Consider the following 21,311-nt stretch of genomic DNA (forward strand, 5'->3'; position numbering starts at 1 on the left):
TAATTAATATACCAGTGACCCTAGTTAGTTGTCAACAAAACTTCGTAAACTTTTTCAACTTTTTTCTAAAGCTGTACGATCCCTCCTTAACAGTTTTAGAAGTTCGATTTATCCGTTTCATCCATCAGTTACTCTTAAGGTTTATCCGGATTAAAATGAATGTCTAAAATCGTACAAGCAGTCATAAATTTCAATCGCCGCTAAATCGATATTATCAAATACTAATTGGCTCTCTTGTTGGTAGTGATCCACAATAAACTCTCCATTAATTTGATCGTAAATCACTTTACAAACTGGGACACCATATTGCTGAAACTCCCTCACCTGACGATCACCAGATTGATCCCTTGACATCGCATCCAGCCGACTAATAATCTTTTGTAAATTTGAATGAATCAATACAACTCGCCCTCCTAAAATAAAAAGAGTTTAGTTCTCCTAAACTCCCATACTATTTTTTACCTTATCTGGTTTAACCATTAACGCAAACATCCCAGCAAACATGCCAAAGTAATAAGTTAAGATCCGCCATAACAGCATCGCTAAAACTAATTTACTATGCGAAGTTGTAAAGCTAGTGAACAGAACTGCAAAGCTATACTCTGCACCCCCCGTTCCGCCCGGAATCGGAAACAGCGAAATAATCATAAAGATTAACGTATGCAAACTCATCGCCATCACCAAGCTGACGCCATGAACATTCAACGCTAAGAGGATGAAGTACGGAATAATATAATAAGCCATTAATTGTAAAATCGTAACCACTGCTACTTTAGCTAATTTTCCATACTCCGACTTCATCTTAATACTCTCTTGGTAAAAAGAATCTACTTTCTCATTTAGTGAATTCTTAATTTCCTGATAACGCCGCTCCTTAACGAACCACCGTACTGGTTTGATCACCACATTCATAAGACGCTTCGTAAAGTTATACCAGTACATTACCATCAATAATGCCACAATCACACTTAAATGAATTACAAAGCCAAAGATTACTAATAATGATAGGACATGTAGTTTTTCTTCAATATAGTGAAAACCAATCAATAAACTAATAACAAAGTTCACCACAATCATCGATTGAAAAACCACAAACTTCATCAGCAATACGGAACTGGCAATTCCACCGTCAACCCCAGACTGAAGCATTGCAACCAATTGAGCCGGTTGCCCACCCGTTGAAAATGGAGTAATTCCATTAAATAGTTGCTCAATTAACGGTAACCGTAAGGCATCTTTCCACGTAAAGTGAGGATAGCGGTTTGCCATAAAGATTTTGACCGTAACCCCCTCAAAAACTAAATATAAACATATACATAGCAATGCAACCATAAACCATCCCCAATTCATGGTTGCCAAATCAGCGCTAATCTCTTGTAAATTAGTATCCCTTAGTGAATACGCAAATATGCCAATGCCTAACAACAGCATCGTTGTCAGCACTAACCAATTCTTTCGCGACATATTACTTCTCCTTCGCTTGACTGGTATAGAACCGATACCAAATCTTAGCCAGATGATCTTTTGAGTACCGTTGTGCAGCTTGCCGTGCTTTATCACGCAACCCTTTCAATTCATCTGGATCATTACTCAAACGAGTTAACTTACGTTGCATGTCGTCAACATCCACCGCTGGTTCATAGTAGCCTTCAATAATTGAATGGTAAAGAGAAAGATCACGCAGCATCACTGGCGTTCCACAAGAGAACGCTTCAAGAACCGACATCGGAAATAGTTCATTAAAGGATGGTAGCAAAAACAAATCCGCTGCATTATTAAGTTCAGCAATTTCTTGTCGACTTACAATTCCCGGGAACCAGAGGTTTGCAGGTGGATCATCAACCACCCGTTTTAACTCCTTATACCCATCCGTCATCGCACCAAATGAAAAGCCACCAGCCCAAATAAATTGAATGTCTGGATTTTGACGGGCGAGCTGAATGAAGTCCGGAACCCCTTTGCGTTCCTGGACCTGACCACTACCTAGTACTACAAATCTGTCTAACGGAATTTTAAACTTGTCCCGTAACCGCCGTCGTTGGTCAGCATCAACCGGATAAAATTCCTTCGCATCAACAAAATTAGGAATATACGAAATTTTCTTCTCCGGAATTCCGTAAGCCACTAATTTAGGAATAAATGACGGGTTCACGACCACTAGATGATCCATCCGCTTATAAAATGCAATTACATAATGATAAAAGATCCCCCGGAATGGTTGTGGGATCTTCAAACTTCCTTCTAACGTTTCTGGCAAAAAATGGACATAACCAATTTTACGACCACGTTTTTTAGAAAAGGTTGAGAAATAAAAAGGTAAATCAATCGTGTGGTAGTGACTAATATCACTAGCTCGCCACTTATTAATCTCAATATCGAACTCTTTACTAAAACGCTGCCGAAGCATTTTAACTAGCTCTATATAGGCGCTGCCAACCCCCTGGCCTTTCACCTTATCAGCCGACGAATACATTGTAATCTTTAACATTAGAGTCTCCTTGAACGATGAAACAAGTGTCGACGCTGCTGTTGTTTAAGGGCGCTTTCCTGGTCTAAACGATTTTGACATTCTTCATAAAAATCGAGGACCCGCTTAGCAAATACCGCCGCCGAAATATCATGCAATTTTTGCTGACGTTTGGCAACGGCTTCAGCCCGGGGCGGATTCTTCAAATAATTCAAAACCCCGTTGACCAGTTCAGCCCGCCGCTGAAAACTAATGCCAATTCCCGGATCATCAATTAGTTGATCAGTATACTCACTCCGGCGAACCACAATCGGTAAATCGGAGGCGAGTGCTTCATCATAGGTCAACCCTTGAGATTCGGAATCAGATGCCGAAACAAAAACATCCGCCATTTGATAATAATGGTGAACTTGATCATTGTTGACCTGACCAGTAAAGGTGACGTGATCCCCTAAGTTCATTTCCCGAACCTGACGTTCTAACGAGGAACGGGCGGGACCATCGCCGACAATTAATAACTGCGTAGCTGGTTCTTGGGCAACAATATCAGGCATAGAATTAATCAATTCTTGAATATTCTTTTCAAAGGCGAGTCGACTCAGCGACAACATCACTGGAGTATCGGCTTTAAAGCCATACTTTTGGCGAATTGCGGCTTTTTGTTCGTCAGTATCGCGAAGCTTATACACGCGTAGATTAACTCCCGTCGGAATAATCCGAATTGGTGACTCGACATGATAGCTTTCAAGCGTATCTAGAACCCGTTCACTCGGCGCAATAATTCCTGACATATTCTTAAGGTATAAATGTGCTAAACGAGCCACATCCTTCGGCTTGAGAATGCGACCATTGGCAATGTAGTGAAGATAATCCTGGTACATTGTGTGATAAGTATGCAGACAGGGAATCCCCATCTCCTTGGCGACCATCTTCCCCATTACACCAAGTGAGAACTCGGTCTGGTTATGGATGATATCTAAGTGGAGCTTACGGGCAATCCGGAGGGCTTTAAACCAACCACTAAACGCGATTCGCCGATCCTTAAATGAAACGAACGGAACACTGGCAAACCGGTAAATCCCATCTTCAGGACTATCCGTTGCCCGTGGATCTGACGATGTAAAAATGTAAACGTGGTGGCCCTGCGCAATTAACTCATCTCGTAAGGTCTTAATGGATGTCGCCACGCCGCTTACTTGTGGAAAATATGTATCTGTAAACAGTCCGATATTCAAACGAAATTCTCCTTTTTCAGCGTTTTTAACTCTTAATAACACATTCTAATTATTTTAAACTTTCTCTGCTTTTGTCGCAAGTCAAAACCCGCACCAGCGAAATCATGAATCACTGATGCGGGCCTGAATTAATTATTCTGATCTGCCTGATAAAGTTCTGGTAAAGAGTGTTTGATTAACTGTTCAACTTCAGCCGCACTCTCTAAACCTAGTGCTTGATGTAATAATGGCTGCAGTTGTCGAACTGACAGGCCACTAATGAGATGTCTTAACGGTAAAATGTGATCACTAGGGACCGAAAATTCATCCAATCCCATGGCCAAAAGTAATGGTTCCGCAACATGAAGGGCCGCCATATTACCACAAAGGCTCACCCACTTGCCTTCATTATGTGCCTGACGAATAACGTGCAAGACGGAACGGAGCATTGCTGGATGTAACGTCTGCAACAGCGGTGCCACCTGACCATTGGTACGATCAACCGCAAATAAATACTGTGCGAGATCATTTGAACCAATGCTAAAGAAATCCGCATACTGAGCAAATTGATCAATCATTGTCACGGCTGCTGGCGTTTCAACCATCATCCCGACTTGAACATTATCAGGAATCTTAATTCCCTCATCAGTAAGCTTTTGCCGTTCTTCATCAACAATCTGCCGGGCTTGGCGAAATTCCGATAATGTCGTCACCATTGGAAACATAATCGCGATTTTACCATAAGTAGCTGCCCGCAGTAACGCGCGGATTTGCGGACGAAGTAACTCTTGATGAGCTAATCCGAGCCGTAAGCCTCGCAATCCTAGCGCCGGGTTACTACCATCATCATAACTTGCGTCCTGAACTAATTTATCACTACCAATATCAAGAGTCCGAACCACAATTAGTCGTTCTGGCATGGCAGTAGCAACCTGCTTATAAATCGCAAATTGGGCATCCTCGCTGGCAAACCGGGCATCCTCCATTAGCATAAATTCCGTCCGGAATAATCCAACCCCTTCCGCACCGCTATGTGTAATGGAATTAATTTCGTCTGGCAAGGACATATTTGCAGCAATCCGAATCCGCTGCCCGTCAGTACTGCGCGTTTCCTGATGTTTCAACTTACCAAGTGCACTGTTTTCACGTGCATACTGGCCGGCCATTTTCTGGTATTGATCAATCTCCTGCGGTGAAGGTTGCAAAATGACCTTACCGTGAATACCATCCACAATTGCCACCATGTCATCATGAGCATATTTGGTCACTCCATGAGTTGCTACAACACTTGGAATGGCTAGTTCTTCGGATAATAAAGAGAAATGTGATGTTGCACCGCCTTCATCCGTTACCAGGGCAGCAACTAATTGACGATCAAGGCGAACAACCTGAGTTGGACTAATTGAATGGGCGATTACAACCGCCCGGTGGTCTAAATTAGCAACATCTGGAATCGGCTCTTGTAACAAGTGGCTCAAAAGGCGTTGGCCAAGGTCATGAACCACCCCGACCCAAAAAGGACTGCTGACTGCAATCGTGGACAGCTTTTGTAAACGATCTACCAACTGTTCCACCGTCCACTCAGCGGTCCAATGGTTTTCAATTAACATATCCATCGCCAGTTGGCGGACGGCTGGATCATTGATAACGGTCTGGAGCGTCCGAATGGTCATAATTGGTCGACCAAATTCTGCTTCCGCCTGGTCACCAATTTGTCGCAAATCATGGTTAATTAAAGAAAAAGAATCACGAAGCCGCTGTGCTTCATGATTCTCATCATCCGCGACCTTATTAGGTGCGGCCAGACTGGATGCCCCCATGACATAGACCGGTGCGATGGTAATCCCGCCACCGGCAGCAATGCCGTTGAGTGTGTGGGACATGATTAGTCAGCCAGTCCTTCCTTCTTCATTGTGTCTTCGATTGCTGCAATGGCATCCTTTTCGTCGTCACCTTCAGCAGAGATTGTTACTTCAGCGTTTTGACCAACACCAAGTGACATTACACCCATGATTGACTTCAAGTTAACGCTCTTACCGTTGTAAGTTAAGGTAATGTCTGAAGTAAACTTTGAAGCAGTTTGTACTAAAATCGTTGCAGGACGTGCGTGGATTCCAGTTTCAGCAGTAATAGTAAAATCACGTTTTTCCATTATAATCATTCTCCTTAGAACAATAATAGTTAAGCAGCACTTTTCGCGCTTTACTTTGTTTTATTATAGCGATTGTAAGCGGTAAATACAAGCGTAAAAATTACGATTCAGCCCGCTCACTAATTAGATGATAGTGAATTTCTCCACCATGCTTGGCATCCCCCTCAATTTGGGAACGGTATTGATAACTTTGAAACACATTTTGAAAATCCATGAACTGTTCCGGCTTAATGATCAGTTCTTTCACCTTTCCCGCATGCAGTTGATCCAATTGTGCTTGGTAATCAATTTCTGACAACCCATCATCCCCTTTAAAAAGTTTCTACTATATTATACATGATTTTCGCACCAATTTAGCAATCATTCATAAAGAGTGCTAAAATTTATTTGGATGCAGAGGTGATTAAACGGCGATAACGCTTGATCCAACAGCGTTTATTCACAATTCACTCAATCAGTGCATTCCCTTGCTTTCTGAAAAAAAGTAAGTATAATTATAATCAATAGTCAAGAAAGGTCAAACTTTTTTGAAATTAATGAAGGAGGTATCTTTCGACAATGTTATGTCAAAACTGTCACGAAAATCCTGCAACCATTCATCTACAAATGATGGTTAATGGTCAGAAAATGCAGGTCGACCTCTGTCAAAAATGTTATGAAGAATTTAACAATCAACAATTAAATATGATGAATGGAGGAAATGATATGAATAATGGCGGATTTGCCTTCGGTAACATGGACGACTTTATGAAGGCACTCAATAATATGCAAAGTCAAGCCGCAGCTGGTGCTTCCCAAAACCAACGTCAAGGTGGCAACGGTCGTGGCGGTAAAGGCGGCATGCTCGCTCAATTTGGGATCAATATGACGGACCTTGCCCGCCAAGGAAAAATTGACCCGGTTATTGGCCGTGATAATGAAATTAAGCGGGTCGTTGAAATTCTCAACCGGCGGACCAAGAATAACCCGGTTTTAATTGGTGAAGCCGGAGTTGGTAAGACGGCGGTCGTAGAAGGACTCGCTACCGCGATCGTATCGGGTGACGTTCCAGAAAAACTGCAAAATAAGGAAATTATTCGTTTAGACGTGGTTTCCCTTGTTCAAGGGACTGGAATTCGTGGTCAATTTGAACAGCGGATGCAACAATTAATTAAGGAAGTTTCGAAGAACCCGAACATCATTCTCTTTATTGATGAAATCCATGAAATCATGGGTGCCGGAAACGCAGAAGGCGGCATGGATGCCGGGAACGTTTTGAAGCCTGCTCTGGCACGTGGTGATTTCCAATTAATTGGTGCTACGACCTTAAATGAATACCGGAAGATTGAAAAGGACGGTGCGATAGCCCGGCGGTTCCAACCAGTTCAAGTGGAAGAACCTTCCGTTGACGAAACTATTCAAATCTTAAACGGGATCAAGACCCGTTACCAAGACTATCACCACGTCAAGTACACGGATGATGCCATTGTGGCCGCTGCCAAGCTATCTGATCGTTATATCCAAGATCGGTTCCTGCCAGACAAGGCGATCGACCTCTTAGATGAAGCGGGTTCACGGAAGAACTTGACTTTAAAGAATGTCGATCCGGCCGCAATTGAAAATGAAATCCACACTGCTGAAGCCCATAAGCAGCAAGCCGTTGATAATCAAGACTATGAAAAGGCGGCCTTTTATCGGGATCAGGTTACTCGCTTGACCAAGGCTAAGAAAGCCGCTGAAGAAAACAAAGTTGAAGATGAAGCAACGGTAACCGTTAAGGATATGCAGGATATTGTTGAAGAAAAGACCAACATTCCGGTCGGTGATTTGCAAAAGCAAGAAGAAACACAACTCAAGGATCTTGACAAAAAGCTTGACGCTCACGTTATTGGACAAACGGAAGCTGTCGATAAGATTGCACGGGCCATTCGTCGGAACCGGATTGGTTTGAACAAGTCCGGCCGCCCAATTGGTTCCTTCCTCTTCGTGGGTCCAACTGGGGTTGGTAAGACTGAAACTGCCAAGCAATTAGCCCAACAACTCTTTGGCTCAAAGGACGCCATGATCCGTTTCGACATGTCCGAATACATGGATAAGATGTCAACATCCAAATTAATTGGTTCTGCACCTGGGTACGTTGGTTACGAAGAAGCCGGTCAGTTAACCGAACAAGTTCGTCGGCACCCTTACAGCTTGATTCTCCTGGATGAAGTTGAAAAGGCGCACCCAGATGTAATGCACATGTTCCTGCAAATTCTGGACGATGGACGTTTAACCGATTCCCAAGGCCGCACCGTTTCATTTAAGGACACCATCATTATTATGACCTCCAATGCTGGTTCCGGTGACGCGGTTACCAGCGTTGGATTTGGTGCTGAAGCTTCTGGTGACACTTCATCCGTCTTGGATAAACTGACTAATTACTTCAAGCCAGAATTTCTGAACCGGTTTGATGACATCGTTGAGTTTAACGCCCTCACTAAGGATAACTTAATGAAGATTGTCGACCTGATGATTAAAGACGTTAACACAATGTTGGCAGACCGCAACTTACACATTGACGTTCCAGAAGATGTTGATGAAAAGTTAGTCGAACTTGGCTACAACCCGAAGATGGGAGCACGTCCATTACGGCGGGTAATTCAAGAGCAAATCGAAGATCGGATTGCCGACTTTGTTCTGGACAACAGTGATGCCCACAACTTGGTTGCCAAAATGGATGGTGACCAAATTACGGTGATGGCAAAAGATGACGCCAAAGAACCAATGACAACAGAAAATAACGACTAATTTAGACTAACCAAAAGGGATCGTGTCATAAGTAATTCTGCTAGATGGAAATACGAATGGCGCGGTACGCAAATGGGCTCCAGTGCTCGGTCAAGCCGAACTCTGGAGCCCTATTTGCGCTCGCGGGGGCGTGAAAACGAAGCCATAAATGGCTTCTGTCACGCTCCCTTTCTTTGTAGGTGCCTTAGTAGTGGCAATGCAATTAATGGTGTCACCACCGCGGTGATAATTAACTCCACCACCCCGTTCGTTCCGAGGATGATCGCTAAGGCATTAATCAGTCCTGATTGATGAACATGGTAACCAGCAGCAACCGCCGGGGTATTCGCAAATAAATAAATTCCCCCAAGGACCAACATCGAATTGGTTAACGATGCCAATGCTCCGGATAAACTGGCCGCAATGCGTTCACTTCGTTGACGGACAATTTTGAACACATATCCAGCAACAATCCCCACCATTATCCGTGGTAAAACAGCGATGAAGGGATTAGTAAAAATCAGTGGTGCCAATGGACTGCTGGGGTAAACAAACGCCCTGATCCAGGTTAGAACTCCCCAGGCACCACCAACCACCGCCCCATCTAAGGGGCCAAAAAGAACCGCAACCACCGCGACCGTGATCGGTAACGTTGTGATTGAAAGCGGACCAATCGGTAGGTTCCCAATAAATGGTAACAAGTCTTGTAATACAATTAACACAATTAACATCGTGCGTCGGGTCATATTGTGGATTTGCTGACGTTGACGATTCATGATTATCTCCTCAAATTTGATAAAGAAATTATAGCATAACCAGTAACTAAAAAGCTCGTCATTTCTGACGGGCTTTTTGTGTATAAATTTAGTCGATTTTTTCTAAATAATGATACTTTAAAATATCATCATCCGTAATTGGCGTATTTTGCCCCTTTGCATACGCACGACTCCATGGCGTACCTAAGTTATGGGTAGGATTTTCGTCATCATTATTAAAGCTGTTCGTCTTTTGAAAATACTGCCCGTATTTTTTAACAACTCCATCTAAATATTGCTTAATCTTTGGTTTAGCTGCAATCTTTTGTAAAAAATCAAATTGGTAATTCATAGTTTCTGGTGAATATTTAATCCGTTTCCAGATATCATAATCAACTGGTCCATGAGAAAAAGCAATAAAATGAGCGTTAAAGGGTCGTTGATGGAATTCCGTTAAAAAACCTGCATAACCATAATATAGGACCTTTTGTAAGGAAAAGGCATCTAAATGCTATTTGGTTTGTAGATATGAAGCAATGTCCTCATCATTTAGTTCACTTTTGCTTTTCATATCAGAGATAAATGATTCCAAGGACGATTCATACTGAACATCTTTAAAATATGGGTCCTTTTCTTTTAAAGCTTCCAAGGAGGCATCGCGAGTCGATTACTAAACGACAACGGAATGTTTTTAATTAAATGACTGATCTTTTTTTCTTGTTCTTCAATTTTTTGATAATGTGTTGAGGCAAAACGGTAAGCCAATTTTTGCCTACGATATGTCACTAATAGTATTAATTGAATCATCGTTACTTACCTCCTTCTTTTAGTATATCATCCCGCTCCTGATTATGCCTTAGATGGGCAGTCACATTCTCTTGTTCGTCTTCCTGATCCCAAATCTGTAATTCCCATGGAAAAGTCATATTACTTTTCTTGAAATAACAATGAAACGCATGGTAGTTATGGTCATCACGATGGTAGAAACGACTGATTATTTTTTGTTTCTTTAAACAATTCAACAAAGCTTTGATGTGATCGATTTTCCTATACTTATTTAAAGAATGTTAAGATCACTCTCTCCGCCAGGATAAACGCGGTATACTAACCTTAATGAACAAAAATAATGGAGTTGAAACTCATGAAATCTTTAAAAACTGGACGCCCCTTCTGGGTTTATTACCAAGATATTGATTCGGGAGCCAATCTTGCTGTCCCGCAATTAATTCGTGGATATGAAAACGACGGATACACCGTTGTAAAAAAAGAATTACCCCAATATAAACTTATTAAAACTGACGGTCAAACTTCCGGCAAGTTCGATGGCAGTCAAGAAAATGTCCACTTCTACTACCGGAAAAAGAGCTGGGGTGAAATCGAAGATATCGATATGTACCTCTACTTAGAACAACCTGTCCAACAGTATGATCAGGTGGAAGGAATGCCGGTTGATAACATCCTCCCTGGCGAAATGTATGTCCGTTCATTCGAACGGGTAGCAACGACCAATGGTGAATTTTGGTATGAAGTGAATGCTGATCGTTGGATCAAGTTTGATGTGAATACAATGAAAATTGTTCATCACGACCCATTTGCTAAGGAACCACCAGTTAAGGATGGACCGGTTACTAACCTACGCGTTTTGCCATTAAATAAAGTGCCCGCCACCGTTGATTACTTACGGGGCGGTCATCTCTACACTTATGATTATCCATATGGTCAGTCCACCGGTACTGTTGCCAACGGTCAAGACCTAGTATTAATTGGTCGACTGGAAGACGAGAATGGGGTCACCTGGTATCAAGATGAGCAACGGGGCTTTATTAATGGTGCCTACGTGCACTTAACAAAACAAGATGAGGATGAATAAGATGAAAATTGGTGTAATTGGTGCCGGTAACATGGGGACGGCAATGATCAAGGGATGGCTTAATGCTAGTCAGGTTACCATTGCAGTAATGAATCCAGAAAATCCGCGGGTCACTAAATTTTGTGCTGAACGGCAACTTCCGCTTTTTCATCATGCAAACGAAATGATGGACTGGCAGCCGGATGTATTACTATTGACCACTCCCGCATCATTGACACTAAACATTATTAAAGACTTTGATCAGCTCCCTGCAAAAGTTGTCATGATTTCGGCCGCCGCCGGGATTTCATTGCAGAGCTTAGGAAAAGTCTTGCTTAATAATCCATGGATACGCATTATTCCAAATATTCCCGTTAGTGTTAACGCTGGTACCATTGGGCTGGCACTCGGTAGCAACACTGATCATTCTGCGGATGTCATTTCTCTGATCAAACAACTAGGTCAGGTGATTACCATGCCTGAAGATCAACTAAATATTGTTGGTACCATTGGCGGATGTGGCCCCGCATTCATCGATGTCATCATGGACGCATTGGGCGATGCGGCAGTTAAGCATGGCCTTAACCGACGGACTGCGAATGAACTTACTGCCAGTATGGTGGCCGGGACCGGTAAATTAGCATTGGAGTCCGGATTATCTCCAGCTGAATTACGTGACCAAGTTACCTCACCTGGTGGAACCACAATTCGTGGTGTCGAAGCATTAGAAAAACACCGCGTCCGTTATGCCATGATGGACGCAGTGGATCAAGCAAGTGAAAATTAATAAAGGATCCCTTTTGGTATCAATGACCAAGGGATCCTTTATTTTAATGAGAGTTAACCATTGCTAGTAATGTCGTAATTTCATCTTCTGATAGAGCAAAATCCATTTGAAGCTTTTGCTTGATTTGCGTTTCAGGAATCTGCATCTGCTGAAGAAGCCGGACTGTCTTTACAAGAGTTTCCTTTTTACCTCTTGCTATTCCTTCCTCAATTCCCGCTTCCCGAACGTCTTCATCATGAAACATCATATGCGTTTTATTATCCATGTAGCCGTTCCTCCATTTCACATTGCGACTCAAACGATGAATATAACTGGCAATTTCCTTAACATAACTATCATCCTGAACATCTTTATTATCAACATATTGCAGAAAATTTTGCAAGGGTTGGGAAACATCATTAGCTGTTCCTTTAGTATTGAGGAAAATTACTGTACGACCATCGTTCATTCGGATACGTGGATTATTTATACAAACATTTTGAAATTCATACTTACAAAGTCCATGACCAAAAGGATCAAATGGACAAATAAAGATTACGTAGGTTTTCTTTAATCGTTCATAACTGTCGCCATGACTAATCAAGTCACCATCAATTCGTCCTTGATAATACCTAATTCTTTGCGGTAAAGCTTTCGTTTTTCGGACTTGCATATCAATTTCATAAACTGCGTTTGAATCTTCAGTATAAACATCAAAACGAACGCCGTGGCTATGTGGATCTTCTTGTACTCCCTTTTCAAGAACCGGAAATTTAATTTCCCTTACCTTCAAGTCTGGTAAAATCATTTGAATCAAATGCTTACAAAGACGCAAATTACTCATCACACTGCCAAAGACATAACCATCTTGAATACTAATCTTTTCCATCAAATCTCTCCTTTATATTACCCGATATATTTTATAGACGGAAAAATCGCTGTTTTTTATTTAATAATGCATCAATAATTTCTGTAATATTAAATCCAGTTTTCTGGTAAACTTGAAGATACTATAGATAAAAAATTTGGGAGAGTAAATTACATGACAAATATCATTATCGGGATAATATGTTTAATTATTTTCTTTGCATTTCTAAAGTTCTTTATGATTGTTGGCGGATTAGCAGCAATTGGGGCACTCATTTATTTCTGTGTCAAAGCGTATCAAAACTCTGACAAGCGGACTAATCTTTTAAAGAAGCGAATTATCCCTTCTTTCATCATTATGTTAATTTGTTTCGGTATCGCCGGTACACTATCCGATCATTCTAAAAATTCTCATCATGAAGCCGTTTCCAGTTCAAAAACTGAACATCACAAAGAATCAAGTAATGACGATGATGATGACGACAGTGAATCCGAGGAAAATGATGATGAATCAGATAATACTGATACGTCATCCGATAATCAAGAAGATACGGAAGACACTGATAATAATTCGAATGCAACTTTAAGCAACAATAGCAATGGTACTGGTGTTGACAATAATCATGGTGATATGACCACTGATCAGCAGGGTACCATTGTTGGAAATTCAAAATCAATGATTTATCATACTCCAGGCCAGCACGGTTACAGAATGAATTCTGCGAACGCCGTTTATTTTAAAACTGAAGCAGAAGCTCAAGCTGCTGGTTATCGAAAAGCCTTGCGGTAAAACTATTGATTCATCTAAATATTCTAAAAGAGTCGATCAATTTGCTTGATCGGCTCTTTTAATAATTTATCCATATAAATCAGAATGGTCTAGTTACTCTCCTCCATTATTTGTTGTTCCTTCATGGGGAGTCTGTTCACTTGGTGTTGTTTGAGTATTCGAAGAAGTTAGTCGGCTTGTTGTATAACTGTTCGCGTAAGAACGTAATCCTGATTGTGGTGATCCACCAGTTGTAACATTTCTTCCATTTCCAATGTTATTAGCAACACGGTTACTGCTGTATGAACTTGACGAAGTGCTAATGCTAGAAGCACTACTACTTTGAATTGAAGATTCATGAGAACTTGCAGGATTATCTTCAACCACTAATTTCTTAGTAATCTTACGTTTCCCATTCTCAGCAACAATATCGTACGTCCCGGAATCACGGAAAGTGTAATGAAAAGTCACCTTATTTTTTCCTGAACGTACATTAAATTCTTTGTATACTTTTTTACTGTAATGACCAACAATTTTTAAATGAGTATTTGGCGAAACTTTAAATGACACTCGTCGCTCACCATTTTCATCTAAATGAACTTTTTTATTAAAGGTTAACGAAATTTGATCATTACTACCCTCTTTTACCTTAGTTGATTTTTTGGAAGATTCATGAGAAACTGCTTGCCCATTTTTATATGAAAGGTATCCTCCTCCACCAAAGCCAACAAAAAAGATAACTATTAATAACCAATTAATAAAAACACGCCAACGTCGGACTGTCGAATATCCTCTTTTCATTCTTAATACTTGAACTAAATACTGTAAAACAAGCAGAACGACCGCTATCACTCCACTTAAATTGAAAAATTCTTTGTAAATCCATACTTTTTCTTCCCATATATTAATTAATTATTGCAGAAAACTTCTACGTTATTTTATCATACTTATTAAAATTTCTATATTGTTATTGCCAATGATTTTAAGCTAACTTCCTGTTTTATATTTAAAATCGTTTTAAATTAACATTTGACTAACTACATACCCAAATTTCTTTCTTCATATTGATTAATTAGACCTATAATTAAAGTAATGAAATTATCTAGCCAGAAAGTTTAACAATCTAGGATATACTATTGGGAGAAAAACAAATGAAAAGAATCAGTTTAGTTAGTTTTATTATAATAATGTGTCTATCTTTAGCTGCGTGTGCAAAAAGAGTAAACGGACAGAAAGTCTACAAAACTCAAATTGAAAACGGTATAAAGCCGGTTGCAGGAACAGGTAAATGTAATCGTGAATTAATCCGTATTAAGGGTACCACTTCAGCCCCAAGTGGTTATAGGGTTGTAGCTATTTCTAATACTGGTCAGCATAGTCGGATTGGCGAAGATACTACTATGCAAAATAATGTGAAAGTAAAAGATGGTAAGTTTGCTGGTTATATTGATCCTGCTAAAAACAATCCAAAAGTCAAAAAAGGTGACAAACTTAAATACCACTTCTTAGCAGTTAAGAATCCTAAAGACATCAAAGATAATAAATCAACCAAAAACGTAATTAATAAGAAGTTCAACACAACAACCGTCAAAATAAACTTTGAACCAACAACCCTTTTCGTTCAGTCAAAAGTTCAAACTAGTTTAGGTAAGGGCGCTAAAGTTACCAAAAAATCGAAAACTGTCTACACAATTACGCCGAAAAAAGATAGTTCATTTGAAAACGATGTTTCTAAGGCAATGTATGATGATAAAGATAGCTGGAATAGTATAACTAAGAAGATCAATAAGCTATCTAAGCAAACTAAAACACCAAATGGACGGATTGCACTTGTATTAATGAATCCTGAAAACCATAAAAAATTCCTTTTTGTTTCCATTGGCGGCAAGACTAAATATGATGCAATTACTAGTGGCACCGTTAATAGCAATGCATCAAATGCTAAGAATGCCTCAAGTAATTCTGATAATAGTGACGACGATGGTGATGATTTTGAACTAGCCATGATACTAGCTTGGTTGCTGGCGTATGATGAAGAATACGGTGACGATTCATCCGAAGATACTAATGACGATTATTACGATGATAGCGATACCGATGATGACTACTATGACTATGACGATAATTACGATAATAATGATTCACAAGATAATCAAGATTATTCTGATGATTCACAAAGTAATAATGGTCAGCAACAGAATGGCGGTCAGCAAAATAGTGAACAAAATACTAATTCTGCAAACGTTCAATAGGCGTTTATAAAGATTAAAAATAGGGTCACAAAAAGCCTGTACTATCAACGTTAAACGTTGTTAATACAGGTTTTTACTGTTATACAATGCTGCGCTGTTTTGGGGTAGCTGAGGTATTGGTATGCCAGCATTTCACTCTAAATGTGTTAAGGTTTTGTGTTAATTTCATGGTCAGAAACTGTGGTCAAAAGCTGATGCGACAGTAATCCAAAGTGAATTTACTAAATAAATTTCCTTTTATTCTATTTTGTGATAGTTTTAAATAAATGACTCAATAGAAAACAGATAATTATTCACTCATGATTAACAAAGCCCCAAAAAATATTTTTACTATTTTATCATTACTTATTGCATTTATCGGCTTAATTTATACATATCGTGTAGATCAGAGAACAAAGTATGACGAAAAGCCATCATTCAATATTGTACAAAATTTATGAAATCCTTCAGAGTCATCGTTTACTTTTGTAAATGAATCCACTAAAAAGTTAGCACAATCGACTTATCATACTTATTTATTAATGATTCCTAGCAAAATTTGTTGGAAATCCGACAAGAAAGTCTACAGTAATTTAATTCTGTCTCCTACCAAGTGATAACGAAACAAACTGATTCTTTTAAAACAACTGGAGATATTGAGACTTCATATCTTCCTAAGGAGTTTTTTGCAAAAAAGGAAGTCGCGATATTATCGAAAGTAAAGAAGTCAGCTTAAACAATTCTTTAAAAGCCAGAGTTGTAACATACCCCATGCTAGTTATTTATTGTAAAGATAGCTATCGTTATAGTGGAGAGAAAAGATTACATAGTATTAACTTTTTATCAACACCTATAGATAAGATCAACCTCTCGTCAACGGATTCAAAAAATATAAATAGTTATATTCGTGATAATTCCAATTTGGAACTTAAAGTCATTAAAAATCAAAGTATCTATCAGACAGTTAACGATAATATTTCTAAAAGATTCAATGAATTAGTTCAAAATAGAGCCAAAAGTGATAAAAATGGATACTTAATTTGAGTAAAAAAAGCGGGTATGGTTTTATACTTAAAAAAATGAATTATTTAATTTCTCCTCACGATCCAATAGATGATTAAGATACTTCAGCCCACTAATTTAACACATTTTAACACGCGACTATCCTTACCAAATCAACACTCTTAGCACTTCAACCACTTCAAAATCACCTACCAACATCCGCCTGTGTTAACAAACGTGTTAAAACAGTGCCATTTAAGTAACAAAAAAGCCTGTAACATCAACGATAATCGTTGGTATTACAGGCTTTTATATACTTAGTAGTGCTCAATAAAGTCGCTTTTTTAGGGTAGTTCAACCCTTGTTGTAAGAGGATTTCATCCTAAACGTGTTAAGATTTTGTGTTAAAAGCATAGTAAGAAACTTTGTTCAAATAGCATCATTATGGGATTTCTGCAGAATAACTACCTCATAAACAACTAGACTCAACTATCTAACTTGAACGCTATCCGACTTACTCTCTAGTAGCTATATTCAGTTAACTAATTCAGTAACTATCTAACATATTTCTCTGTTTTCAATGTATAAAGCAGGCGGATCCACATGTCTTTCTAAAAGCTCTAGTTTCGTCAAATTACTTAATATCTTCCGAACTGCCGATGGAATCTGTTTTAACTTTTTAATTCCTGACTTCGTGACTACATAGTAAACAGAATGCCGACATTATTTCCCATGTAATACAGACTTATATGGAGAATGTAATAAGGCTTGTAGATTAAAATATGACTAAAATCACATTACGCCATCTTTATTGTCAGCTATTATTTTTATTTTTCCATCAACTATCTTGATATTATAATCATGCGTTAATGTCAAAAAATCAGATGGATCTCTTCTATCTTTTAGTAAAAAAGTTAGCTTTAGTACTAATTTTACGATGCTTAGTTATTAAACTCTCATTGGTATCTTTTAATTTCCTCGATGGATATAATATTGCGTCACTACTTTTATTATCTAAAAAATTATTTTTTATATAATTAGTAATATAATATGCTCTATCATTATCACCTACTAGATTAAATAACGAGTTATACAGAGCAGAAATGTTTCAACCGATAATTCTATCCTTATTAATAAATTGTTTTCCCTGAAATAAATTTGCCTCTGCTATAGTACACTTAATTGGCTTAGTAGTCCTAAAAACTAATAAGTTATGATATTTCATTCTTTCGTATAATGCTGTCAAAAGATCAAACGAGAGATAAAATGGATGTTCATCAGGAGTATTTAATCTTCCATATGTATGAACAGTAGCTGGCGGTAATCCAATATATGTTGGACATTTTACAACCCTAAAAATATTAACACCTTTACCAATCTCAATTACTTTTCCTTCGCCTAAGATTGTATAAGATATACCACCTGTTCCTTTTATTGAATTATAATTTTTAATTATATTCTCAACTTCCGTTTTAAAGGAATCATCAACAATTTCTCCTTGTTTAATCAAATCCTTAATTTTCTTAATAAGCGCGTTCCTTTTTGAACTTTTCGTCTTACTTAGCATCTCTTCAACATGATTCTTGCCATTTGTCGAAGAAACATTTCCTCCTGCAAAGCCGTATACCTCATTGGTATATAAACTTGTCTCCATAATAAAATTACCCCTTTAGTAATTATTTATTTTTATGCATCAACCTTACATTCGTTTTACTTCACTTAACTAATAAGTCAATATTTTATCCAATAGTGTTGTGATATGTCTCTAAGCAAAAACCATTCATAACTATTTTTATCAAAGCAACTATTTCCAATCGTAATAATCACTAACTACAATATAACTCATTTAATTCTCGTTTATCACAGCAAATAGTGTTATAGGATCTAGTCCGGTACTTAATTTTATATTCTTTATTTCTTTACGAAACTCACTTTTGTATACATCATCAATACCTAAATTTTGAAATAGGTAAAAATGACATGCAACACTTAACGTTGTTACTGCAACTAATAATTCATTATCATTGAATATAATTTGTCTATTTTCACCATGAGTAATATTGACCCTGTTATTCTTTATTTTTCGTGCAAAGCCTTCTACTCTCTCATTTGTTATATTAAACTCTTCAGCAAAGCTCTTCAGAACCTCCATAATCTTGTGTTGAAGATCCAAATCGTCTTGTATTGAAGCTTCAATTCCCTGGCAAAGCTGAATCAGCTGCATGTTAACATCTAAATTTAATTTAGATACACTAAGATACTCGGTAATTAAACTCTTAAGCGGTGTTTTTAGTAAGTTAAAATAATTTTGAATAGCTTTAGTTAAGCATCCATAACTCTTAAATTCAAATATCTGAGGTTTATTTTGTTGATCGTTATACGTTTTTTCCTGACCTAACAATAAATTGAATTCCTTTTTATCCAGATCAATTTGATTAATATTCATTATATTTGTAGGCAAATCCCAAATTAATGAAAAGAAATCACTAACATCATTCGAAACAGTTGATAACTGTGATAATCCTATCTGATCTTCGAACTTTAGCCCTATTTGCTCAGAGATTCTAATATCCAAACCGTTATATTGGGGAATAAACCTTAGCTCCTCATGCTTAAATAAGTCAAAATTTAAATTATCATAGGTCACATTTGCTAATAATTCCTCTTTGTCTGGAATTCTCTTAACTTCTTGAAATTTTCCTTCAATAGCAGGCCAATTATCTTTATAGATTGAATGTGGCATCCAATTTGTAAGACCTGATAGAGATACATTAGCTTCTTTTATTTTAAGATCTTGAAATTTATTTATTTCTGTCCAGTTTTGAGCCTTCATGAAATAGATATGTTCAAAATAATACTGCACTACTGAAATACCTGGAATAGATACATTAAGGTCCCTGCTTTTAATGGCGCTTGTTATAAACATATAGCCATTATTAACAATACCTTTTATTTCATCACCAAAGTTTAATTTATTTATTTCACCCGTAATAGTTATTGATCTAAAATCACCAGATATTTCAAGATCTGCAGGAATCAATCTGTCAGATGAAACGGCAATTTCACATTTCATTTTATGATGTTCATGTATAGTTATTTTTAAAATATCATTTAACATCCATTTTCACCCTAAGTTAGTTGTGCCCTTATATGTAATAAGGAAAATAGTACAAAAACAAAACTGTTAATTTAATCATTCACAACATATCGACTCGCACGACCCTTACCCAACAGCTTAATTTTATCTTGTTTCCGCAAAACAGCTAATGCATGCTTGATGGTACTTTCGCCATATCGGGGAATTAAGTCCATTAATTCACGTCTTGATAGTGGCTTCAAACTATTATTAAGTTTACCCAATACTAATGCTTCTGGGCTTCTTTCCGTGTCATTAGTAAAGTCGATCCGCGAGTTTAATTCACGATATGCCTGTAAAACAATACTCAAAAAGTAATCAACATACGGACCATAGTCATTCTTGTTATCAATCCATGCCGTTCCTGAACTTTCTAACAATGTCCGGTAATATTGTGCCTTAGTTTTTTCAATTAACCGTTCCAAACTGATATATTTACCAACTTCAAAACCTAACTGATGTAGTTCAAACAACATAAGAAGCCGGGACATCCTGCCATTACCATCTCTAAAGGGGTGAATTGACACAAAGTCCAGCATAAATGCTGCAGCTAAAATCAATGGTGGAAAAGAGTTATCTTCAATTGCGTTATTGTATGCATCACATAGATTCTGAATCAGTTCAGGAGTTATATAAGCCGGTGGTGGAGTAAAACGCGTTTCTTTGTGTCCATCAGCAAAGGTAGTCACAATTGAATTGTCAATATTTTTAAATTCACCGCCCCATGTACTTTCAGTAAAAGCAAATAATTATTTATGTAGAGCTAAAATATTATTGGGTGTGATTTTGATGTACTCATAGTTTTCATGAATAGTTGCTAAAACGTCTCGGTAACCAGAAATCTCTTCCTCACTCCGATTTTCTGGAGTGGTCTTTTGATTCATTAATTTTTTAAGTCGGGCATTACTAGTTGCAATACCTTCAATTCGGTTTGATGAATCTGTACTTTCAATTTTAGCAACCGCTAATAACTTATCCATAATATCCTTAGACTTTAAGGATACATGGGCTGTTTTCCCCTTTAACTCATAAATTTGATTGAGCTTTTCGACCATCTTAGTAGTTAACTGTAGATCATTTAATGTTTGGTAATCAAAAACTTTCAATTATTTCATCTCCCTTCATTAGCATTTCTCTTTAGTATTTTATACCAATTATCAGTGCAATTAAATCCTACTTGAAACAAAAAATGGATGCTTAACTTTTAATGTGCCAATCTAGCACTTACTATTCACAGCTATATATAGCTTACTATTTAGTCTTCTCTATTGTGTGGTAGGTATTTATTGCTGTTTTGGATGAAAAAAGTTCATTATAGCTTCCAAGGCGCATAAAGCGGAATACTTTTCGCTTAT

21 protein-coding genes and 1 pseudogene are annotated in these 21,311 nt (G+C 38.1%); 5 read left to right on the forward strand and 17 right to left on the reverse strand.

What is annotated here, in order from left to right:
* Window positions 1–150 precede the first annotated feature (150 nt).
* From AC1EKL_RS07870 to AC1EKL_RS07900, 7 genes are all read right to left on the reverse strand, one after another.
* Window positions 151–399, reverse strand: coding sequence for a DUF1797 family protein (locus tag AC1EKL_RS07870; RefSeq protein WP_480189581.1), 249 nt, complete (start codon window positions 397–399; stop codon window positions 151–153).
* Window positions 400–438: 39 nt separating this feature from the next.
* Window positions 439–1,464 carry a lysylphosphatidylglycerol synthase transmembrane domain-containing protein gene (locus AC1EKL_RS07875; protein WP_480189582.1) on the reverse strand — a complete coding sequence of 342 codons (1,026 nt, stop codon included), beginning with the start codon at window positions 1,462–1,464 and terminating at the stop codon, window positions 439–441.
* A gap of 1 nt (window position 1,465) precedes the next feature.
* Window positions 1,466–2,488 carry a glycosyltransferase family 4 protein gene (locus AC1EKL_RS07880; RefSeq protein WP_480189583.1) on the reverse strand — a complete coding sequence of 341 codons (1,023 nt, stop codon included), beginning with the start codon at window positions 2,486–2,488 and terminating at the stop codon, window positions 1,466–1,468.
* Window positions 2,488–3,702: a glycosyltransferase family 4 protein gene (locus AC1EKL_RS07885; protein WP_480189584.1), complete on the reverse strand. Its 1,215-nt coding sequence runs from the start codon at window positions 3,700–3,702 to the stop codon at window positions 2,488–2,490. The genes AC1EKL_RS07880 and AC1EKL_RS07885 overlap by 1 nt, the downstream gene beginning before the upstream one ends.
* 128 nt (window positions 3,703–3,830) lie before the next feature.
* Complete coding sequence (ptsP, locus tag AC1EKL_RS07890; protein WP_480189585.1) at window positions 3,831–5,564, reverse strand: phosphoenolpyruvate--protein phosphotransferase; 1,734 nt, start codon at window positions 5,562–5,564, stop codon at window positions 3,831–3,833.
* A gap of 2 nt (window positions 5,565–5,566) precedes the next feature.
* Window positions 5,567–5,833 carry a phosphocarrier protein HPr gene (locus AC1EKL_RS07895; RefSeq protein ID WP_006916801.1) on the reverse strand — a complete coding sequence of 89 codons (267 nt, stop codon included), beginning with the start codon at window positions 5,831–5,833 and terminating at the stop codon, window positions 5,567–5,569.
* Window positions 5,834–5,933: 100 nt separating this feature from the next.
* Complete coding sequence (locus AC1EKL_RS07900; RefSeq protein ID WP_480189586.1) at window positions 5,934–6,131, reverse strand: hypothetical protein; 198 nt, start codon at window positions 6,129–6,131, stop codon at window positions 5,934–5,936.
* Window positions 6,132–6,391: 260 nt separating this feature from the next.
* Here AC1EKL_RS07900 and AC1EKL_RS07905 point away from each other — a divergent pair, with 260 nt between their 5' ends.
* Window positions 6,392–8,602, forward strand: a complete 2,211-nt coding sequence (locus AC1EKL_RS07905) for an ATP-dependent Clp protease ATP-binding subunit (protein WP_480190063.1) — start codon at window positions 6,392–6,394, stop codon at window positions 8,600–8,602.
* A 158-nt stretch (window positions 8,603–8,760) separates the two neighbouring features.
* Here the strand turns inward: AC1EKL_RS07905 and AC1EKL_RS07910 are convergent, their stop codons facing one another.
* The 3 genes from AC1EKL_RS07910 to AC1EKL_RS07920 all read right to left on the reverse strand — a co-directional run bounded on the left by AC1EKL_RS07910 (window position 8,761) and on the right by AC1EKL_RS07920 (window position 10,143).
* A complete protein-coding gene (locus AC1EKL_RS07910) occupies window positions 8,761–9,357 on the reverse strand; it encodes an ECF transporter S component (protein WP_480189588.1) in 597 nt (198 codons plus the stop codon).
* An 88-nt stretch (window positions 9,358–9,445) separates the two neighbouring features.
* Window positions 9,446–9,688, reverse strand: a complete 243-nt coding sequence (locus AC1EKL_RS07915) for a hypothetical protein (RefSeq protein WP_480189589.1) — start codon at window positions 9,686–9,688, stop codon at window positions 9,446–9,448.
* Between the two features lie 284 nt (window positions 9,689–9,972).
* Window positions 9,973–10,143: a hypothetical protein gene (locus tag AC1EKL_RS07920; protein WP_480189590.1), complete on the reverse strand. Its 171-nt coding sequence runs from the start codon at window positions 10,141–10,143 to the stop codon at window positions 9,973–9,975.
* Between the two features lie 334 nt (window positions 10,144–10,477).
* Between AC1EKL_RS07920 and AC1EKL_RS07925 the strand changes: the two genes are divergently transcribed.
* Together AC1EKL_RS07925 and proC are read left to right on the forward strand one after the other, a co-directional pair.
* Complete coding sequence (locus tag AC1EKL_RS07925; protein ID WP_480189591.1) at window positions 10,478–11,206, forward strand: MucBP domain-containing protein; 729 nt, start codon at window positions 10,478–10,480, stop codon at window positions 11,204–11,206.
* Between the two features lies 1 nt (window position 11,207).
* Window positions 11,208–11,972: a pyrroline-5-carboxylate reductase gene (proC, locus tag AC1EKL_RS07930; protein WP_480189592.1), complete on the forward strand. Its 765-nt coding sequence runs from the start codon at window positions 11,208–11,210 to the stop codon at window positions 11,970–11,972.
* Between the two features lie 43 nt (window positions 11,973–12,015).
* Here proC and AC1EKL_RS07935 read toward each other — a convergent pair whose 3' ends face one another.
* Window positions 12,016–12,840 carry an Rpn family recombination-promoting nuclease/putative transposase gene (locus AC1EKL_RS07935; protein ID WP_480189593.1) on the reverse strand — a complete coding sequence of 275 codons (825 nt, stop codon included), beginning with the start codon at window positions 12,838–12,840 and terminating at the stop codon, window positions 12,016–12,018.
* 153 nt (window positions 12,841–12,993) lie between these two features.
* Between AC1EKL_RS07935 and AC1EKL_RS07940 the strand changes: the two genes are divergently transcribed.
* Window positions 12,994–13,608: a sunset domain-containing protein gene (locus AC1EKL_RS07940; protein ID WP_480189594.1), complete on the forward strand. Its 615-nt coding sequence runs from the start codon at window positions 12,994–12,996 to the stop codon at window positions 13,606–13,608.
* A gap of 93 nt (window positions 13,609–13,701) precedes the next feature.
* On the opposite strand, the gene AC1EKL_RS07945 is transcribed toward AC1EKL_RS07940, so the two are convergent.
* Window positions 13,702–14,388, reverse strand: coding sequence for a hypothetical protein (locus AC1EKL_RS07945; RefSeq protein ID WP_480189595.1), 687 nt, complete (start codon window positions 14,386–14,388; stop codon window positions 13,702–13,704).
* Between the two features lie 350 nt (window positions 14,389–14,738).
* Between AC1EKL_RS07945 and AC1EKL_RS07950 the strand changes: the two genes are divergently transcribed.
* Complete coding sequence (locus AC1EKL_RS07950; RefSeq protein WP_480189596.1) at window positions 14,739–15,839, forward strand: hypothetical protein; 1,101 nt, start codon at window positions 14,739–14,741, stop codon at window positions 15,837–15,839.
* Between the two features lie 2,089 nt (window positions 15,840–17,928).
* Here AC1EKL_RS07950 and AC1EKL_RS07955 read toward each other — a convergent pair.
* From AC1EKL_RS07955 to AC1EKL_RS07975, 5 genes and pseudogenes are all read right to left on the reverse strand, one after another.
* On the reverse strand, window positions 17,929–18,474 hold the full coding sequence (locus AC1EKL_RS07955; RefSeq protein ID WP_480189597.1) for a hypothetical protein: 546 nt from the start codon (window positions 18,472–18,474) through the stop codon (window positions 17,929–17,931).
* A 192-nt stretch (window positions 18,475–18,666) separates the two neighbouring features.
* On the reverse strand, window positions 18,667–19,938 hold the full coding sequence (locus AC1EKL_RS07960) for a HEPN domain-containing protein (protein ID WP_480189598.1): 1,272 nt from the start codon (window positions 19,936–19,938) through the stop codon (window positions 18,667–18,669).
* A 71-nt stretch (window positions 19,939–20,009) separates the two neighbouring features.
* Window positions 20,010–20,432, reverse strand: a complete 423-nt coding sequence (locus tag AC1EKL_RS07965) for a hypothetical protein (protein ID WP_480189599.1) — start codon at window positions 20,430–20,432, stop codon at window positions 20,010–20,012.
* Between the two features lie 3 nt (window positions 20,433–20,435).
* A pseudogene (locus AC1EKL_RS07970) lies at window positions 20,436–20,663 on the reverse strand (Fic family protein); the annotation flags it as partial.
* A gap of 42 nt (window positions 20,664–20,705) precedes the next feature.
* Window positions 20,706–21,062 (reverse strand): hypothetical protein, encoded by a 357-nt coding sequence (locus tag AC1EKL_RS07975; RefSeq protein WP_480189600.1) that lies wholly within the window; start codon window positions 21,060–21,062, stop codon window positions 20,706–20,708.
* Between the last annotated feature and the right edge of the window lie 249 nt (window positions 21,063–21,311).

It is taken from the genome of Limosilactobacillus sp. C0001E2 (assembly GCF_056590915.1).

Excerpts from the sequence above, each read along its gene's own strand:
- AC1EKL_RS07925 (WP_480189591.1), top strand. The coding sequence starts at position 10,478 with ATGAAATCTTTAAAAACTGGACGCCCCTTCTGGGTTTATTACCAAGAT.
- proC (WP_480189592.1), top strand. The coding sequence starts at position 11,208 with ATGAAAATTGGTGTAATTGGTGCCGGTAACATGGGGACGGCAATGATC.
- AC1EKL_RS07875 (WP_480189582.1), bottom strand. The coding sequence starts at position 1,464 with ATGTCGCGAAAGAATTGGTTAGTGCTGACAACGATGCTGTTGTTAGGC.
- AC1EKL_RS07935 (WP_480189593.1), bottom strand. The coding sequence starts at position 12,840 with ATGGAAAAGATTAGTATTCAAGATGGTTATGTCTTTGGCAGTGTGATG.
- AC1EKL_RS07950 (WP_480189596.1), top strand. The coding sequence starts at position 14,739 with ATGAAAAGAATCAGTTTAGTTAGTTTTATTATAATAATGTGTCTATCT.
- AC1EKL_RS07960 (WP_480189598.1), bottom strand. The coding sequence starts at position 19,938 with ATGTTAAATGATATTTTAAAAATAACTATACATGAACATCATAAAATG.
- AC1EKL_RS07905 (WP_480190063.1), top strand. The coding sequence starts at position 6,392 with ATGTTATGTCAAAACTGTCACGAAAATCCTGCAACCATTCATCTACAA.
- AC1EKL_RS07965 (WP_480189599.1), bottom strand. The coding sequence starts at position 20,432 with ATGTTGTTTGAACTACATCAGTTAGGTTTTGAAGTTGGTAAATATATC.
- AC1EKL_RS07955 (WP_480189597.1), bottom strand. The coding sequence starts at position 18,474 with ATGGAGACAAGTTTATATACCAATGAGGTATACGGCTTTGCAGGAGGA.
- AC1EKL_RS07895 (WP_006916801.1), bottom strand. The coding sequence starts at position 5,833 with ATGGAAAAACGTGATTTTACTATTACTGCTGAAACTGGAATCCACGCA.
- AC1EKL_RS07920 (WP_480189590.1), bottom strand. The coding sequence starts at position 10,143 with ATGATTCAATTAATACTATTAGTGACATATCGTAGGCAAAAATTGGCT.
- AC1EKL_RS07945 (WP_480189595.1), bottom strand. The coding sequence starts at position 14,388 with ATGAAAAGAGGATATTCGACAGTCCGACGTTGGCGTGTTTTTATTAAT.
- AC1EKL_RS07915 (WP_480189589.1), bottom strand. The coding sequence starts at position 9,688 with ATGAATTACCAATTTGATTTTTTACAAAAGATTGCAGCTAAACCAAAG.
- ptsP (WP_480189585.1), bottom strand. The coding sequence starts at position 5,564 with ATGTCCCACACACTCAACGGCATTGCTGCCGGTGGCGGGATTACCATC.
- AC1EKL_RS07910 (WP_480189588.1), bottom strand. The coding sequence starts at position 9,357 with ATGAATCGTCAACGTCAGCAAATCCACAATATGACCCGACGCACGATG.
- AC1EKL_RS07880 (WP_480189583.1), bottom strand. The coding sequence starts at position 2,488 with ATGTTAAAGATTACAATGTATTCGTCGGCTGATAAGGTGAAAGGCCAG.
- AC1EKL_RS07940 (WP_480189594.1), top strand. The coding sequence starts at position 12,994 with ATGACAAATATCATTATCGGGATAATATGTTTAATTATTTTCTTTGCA.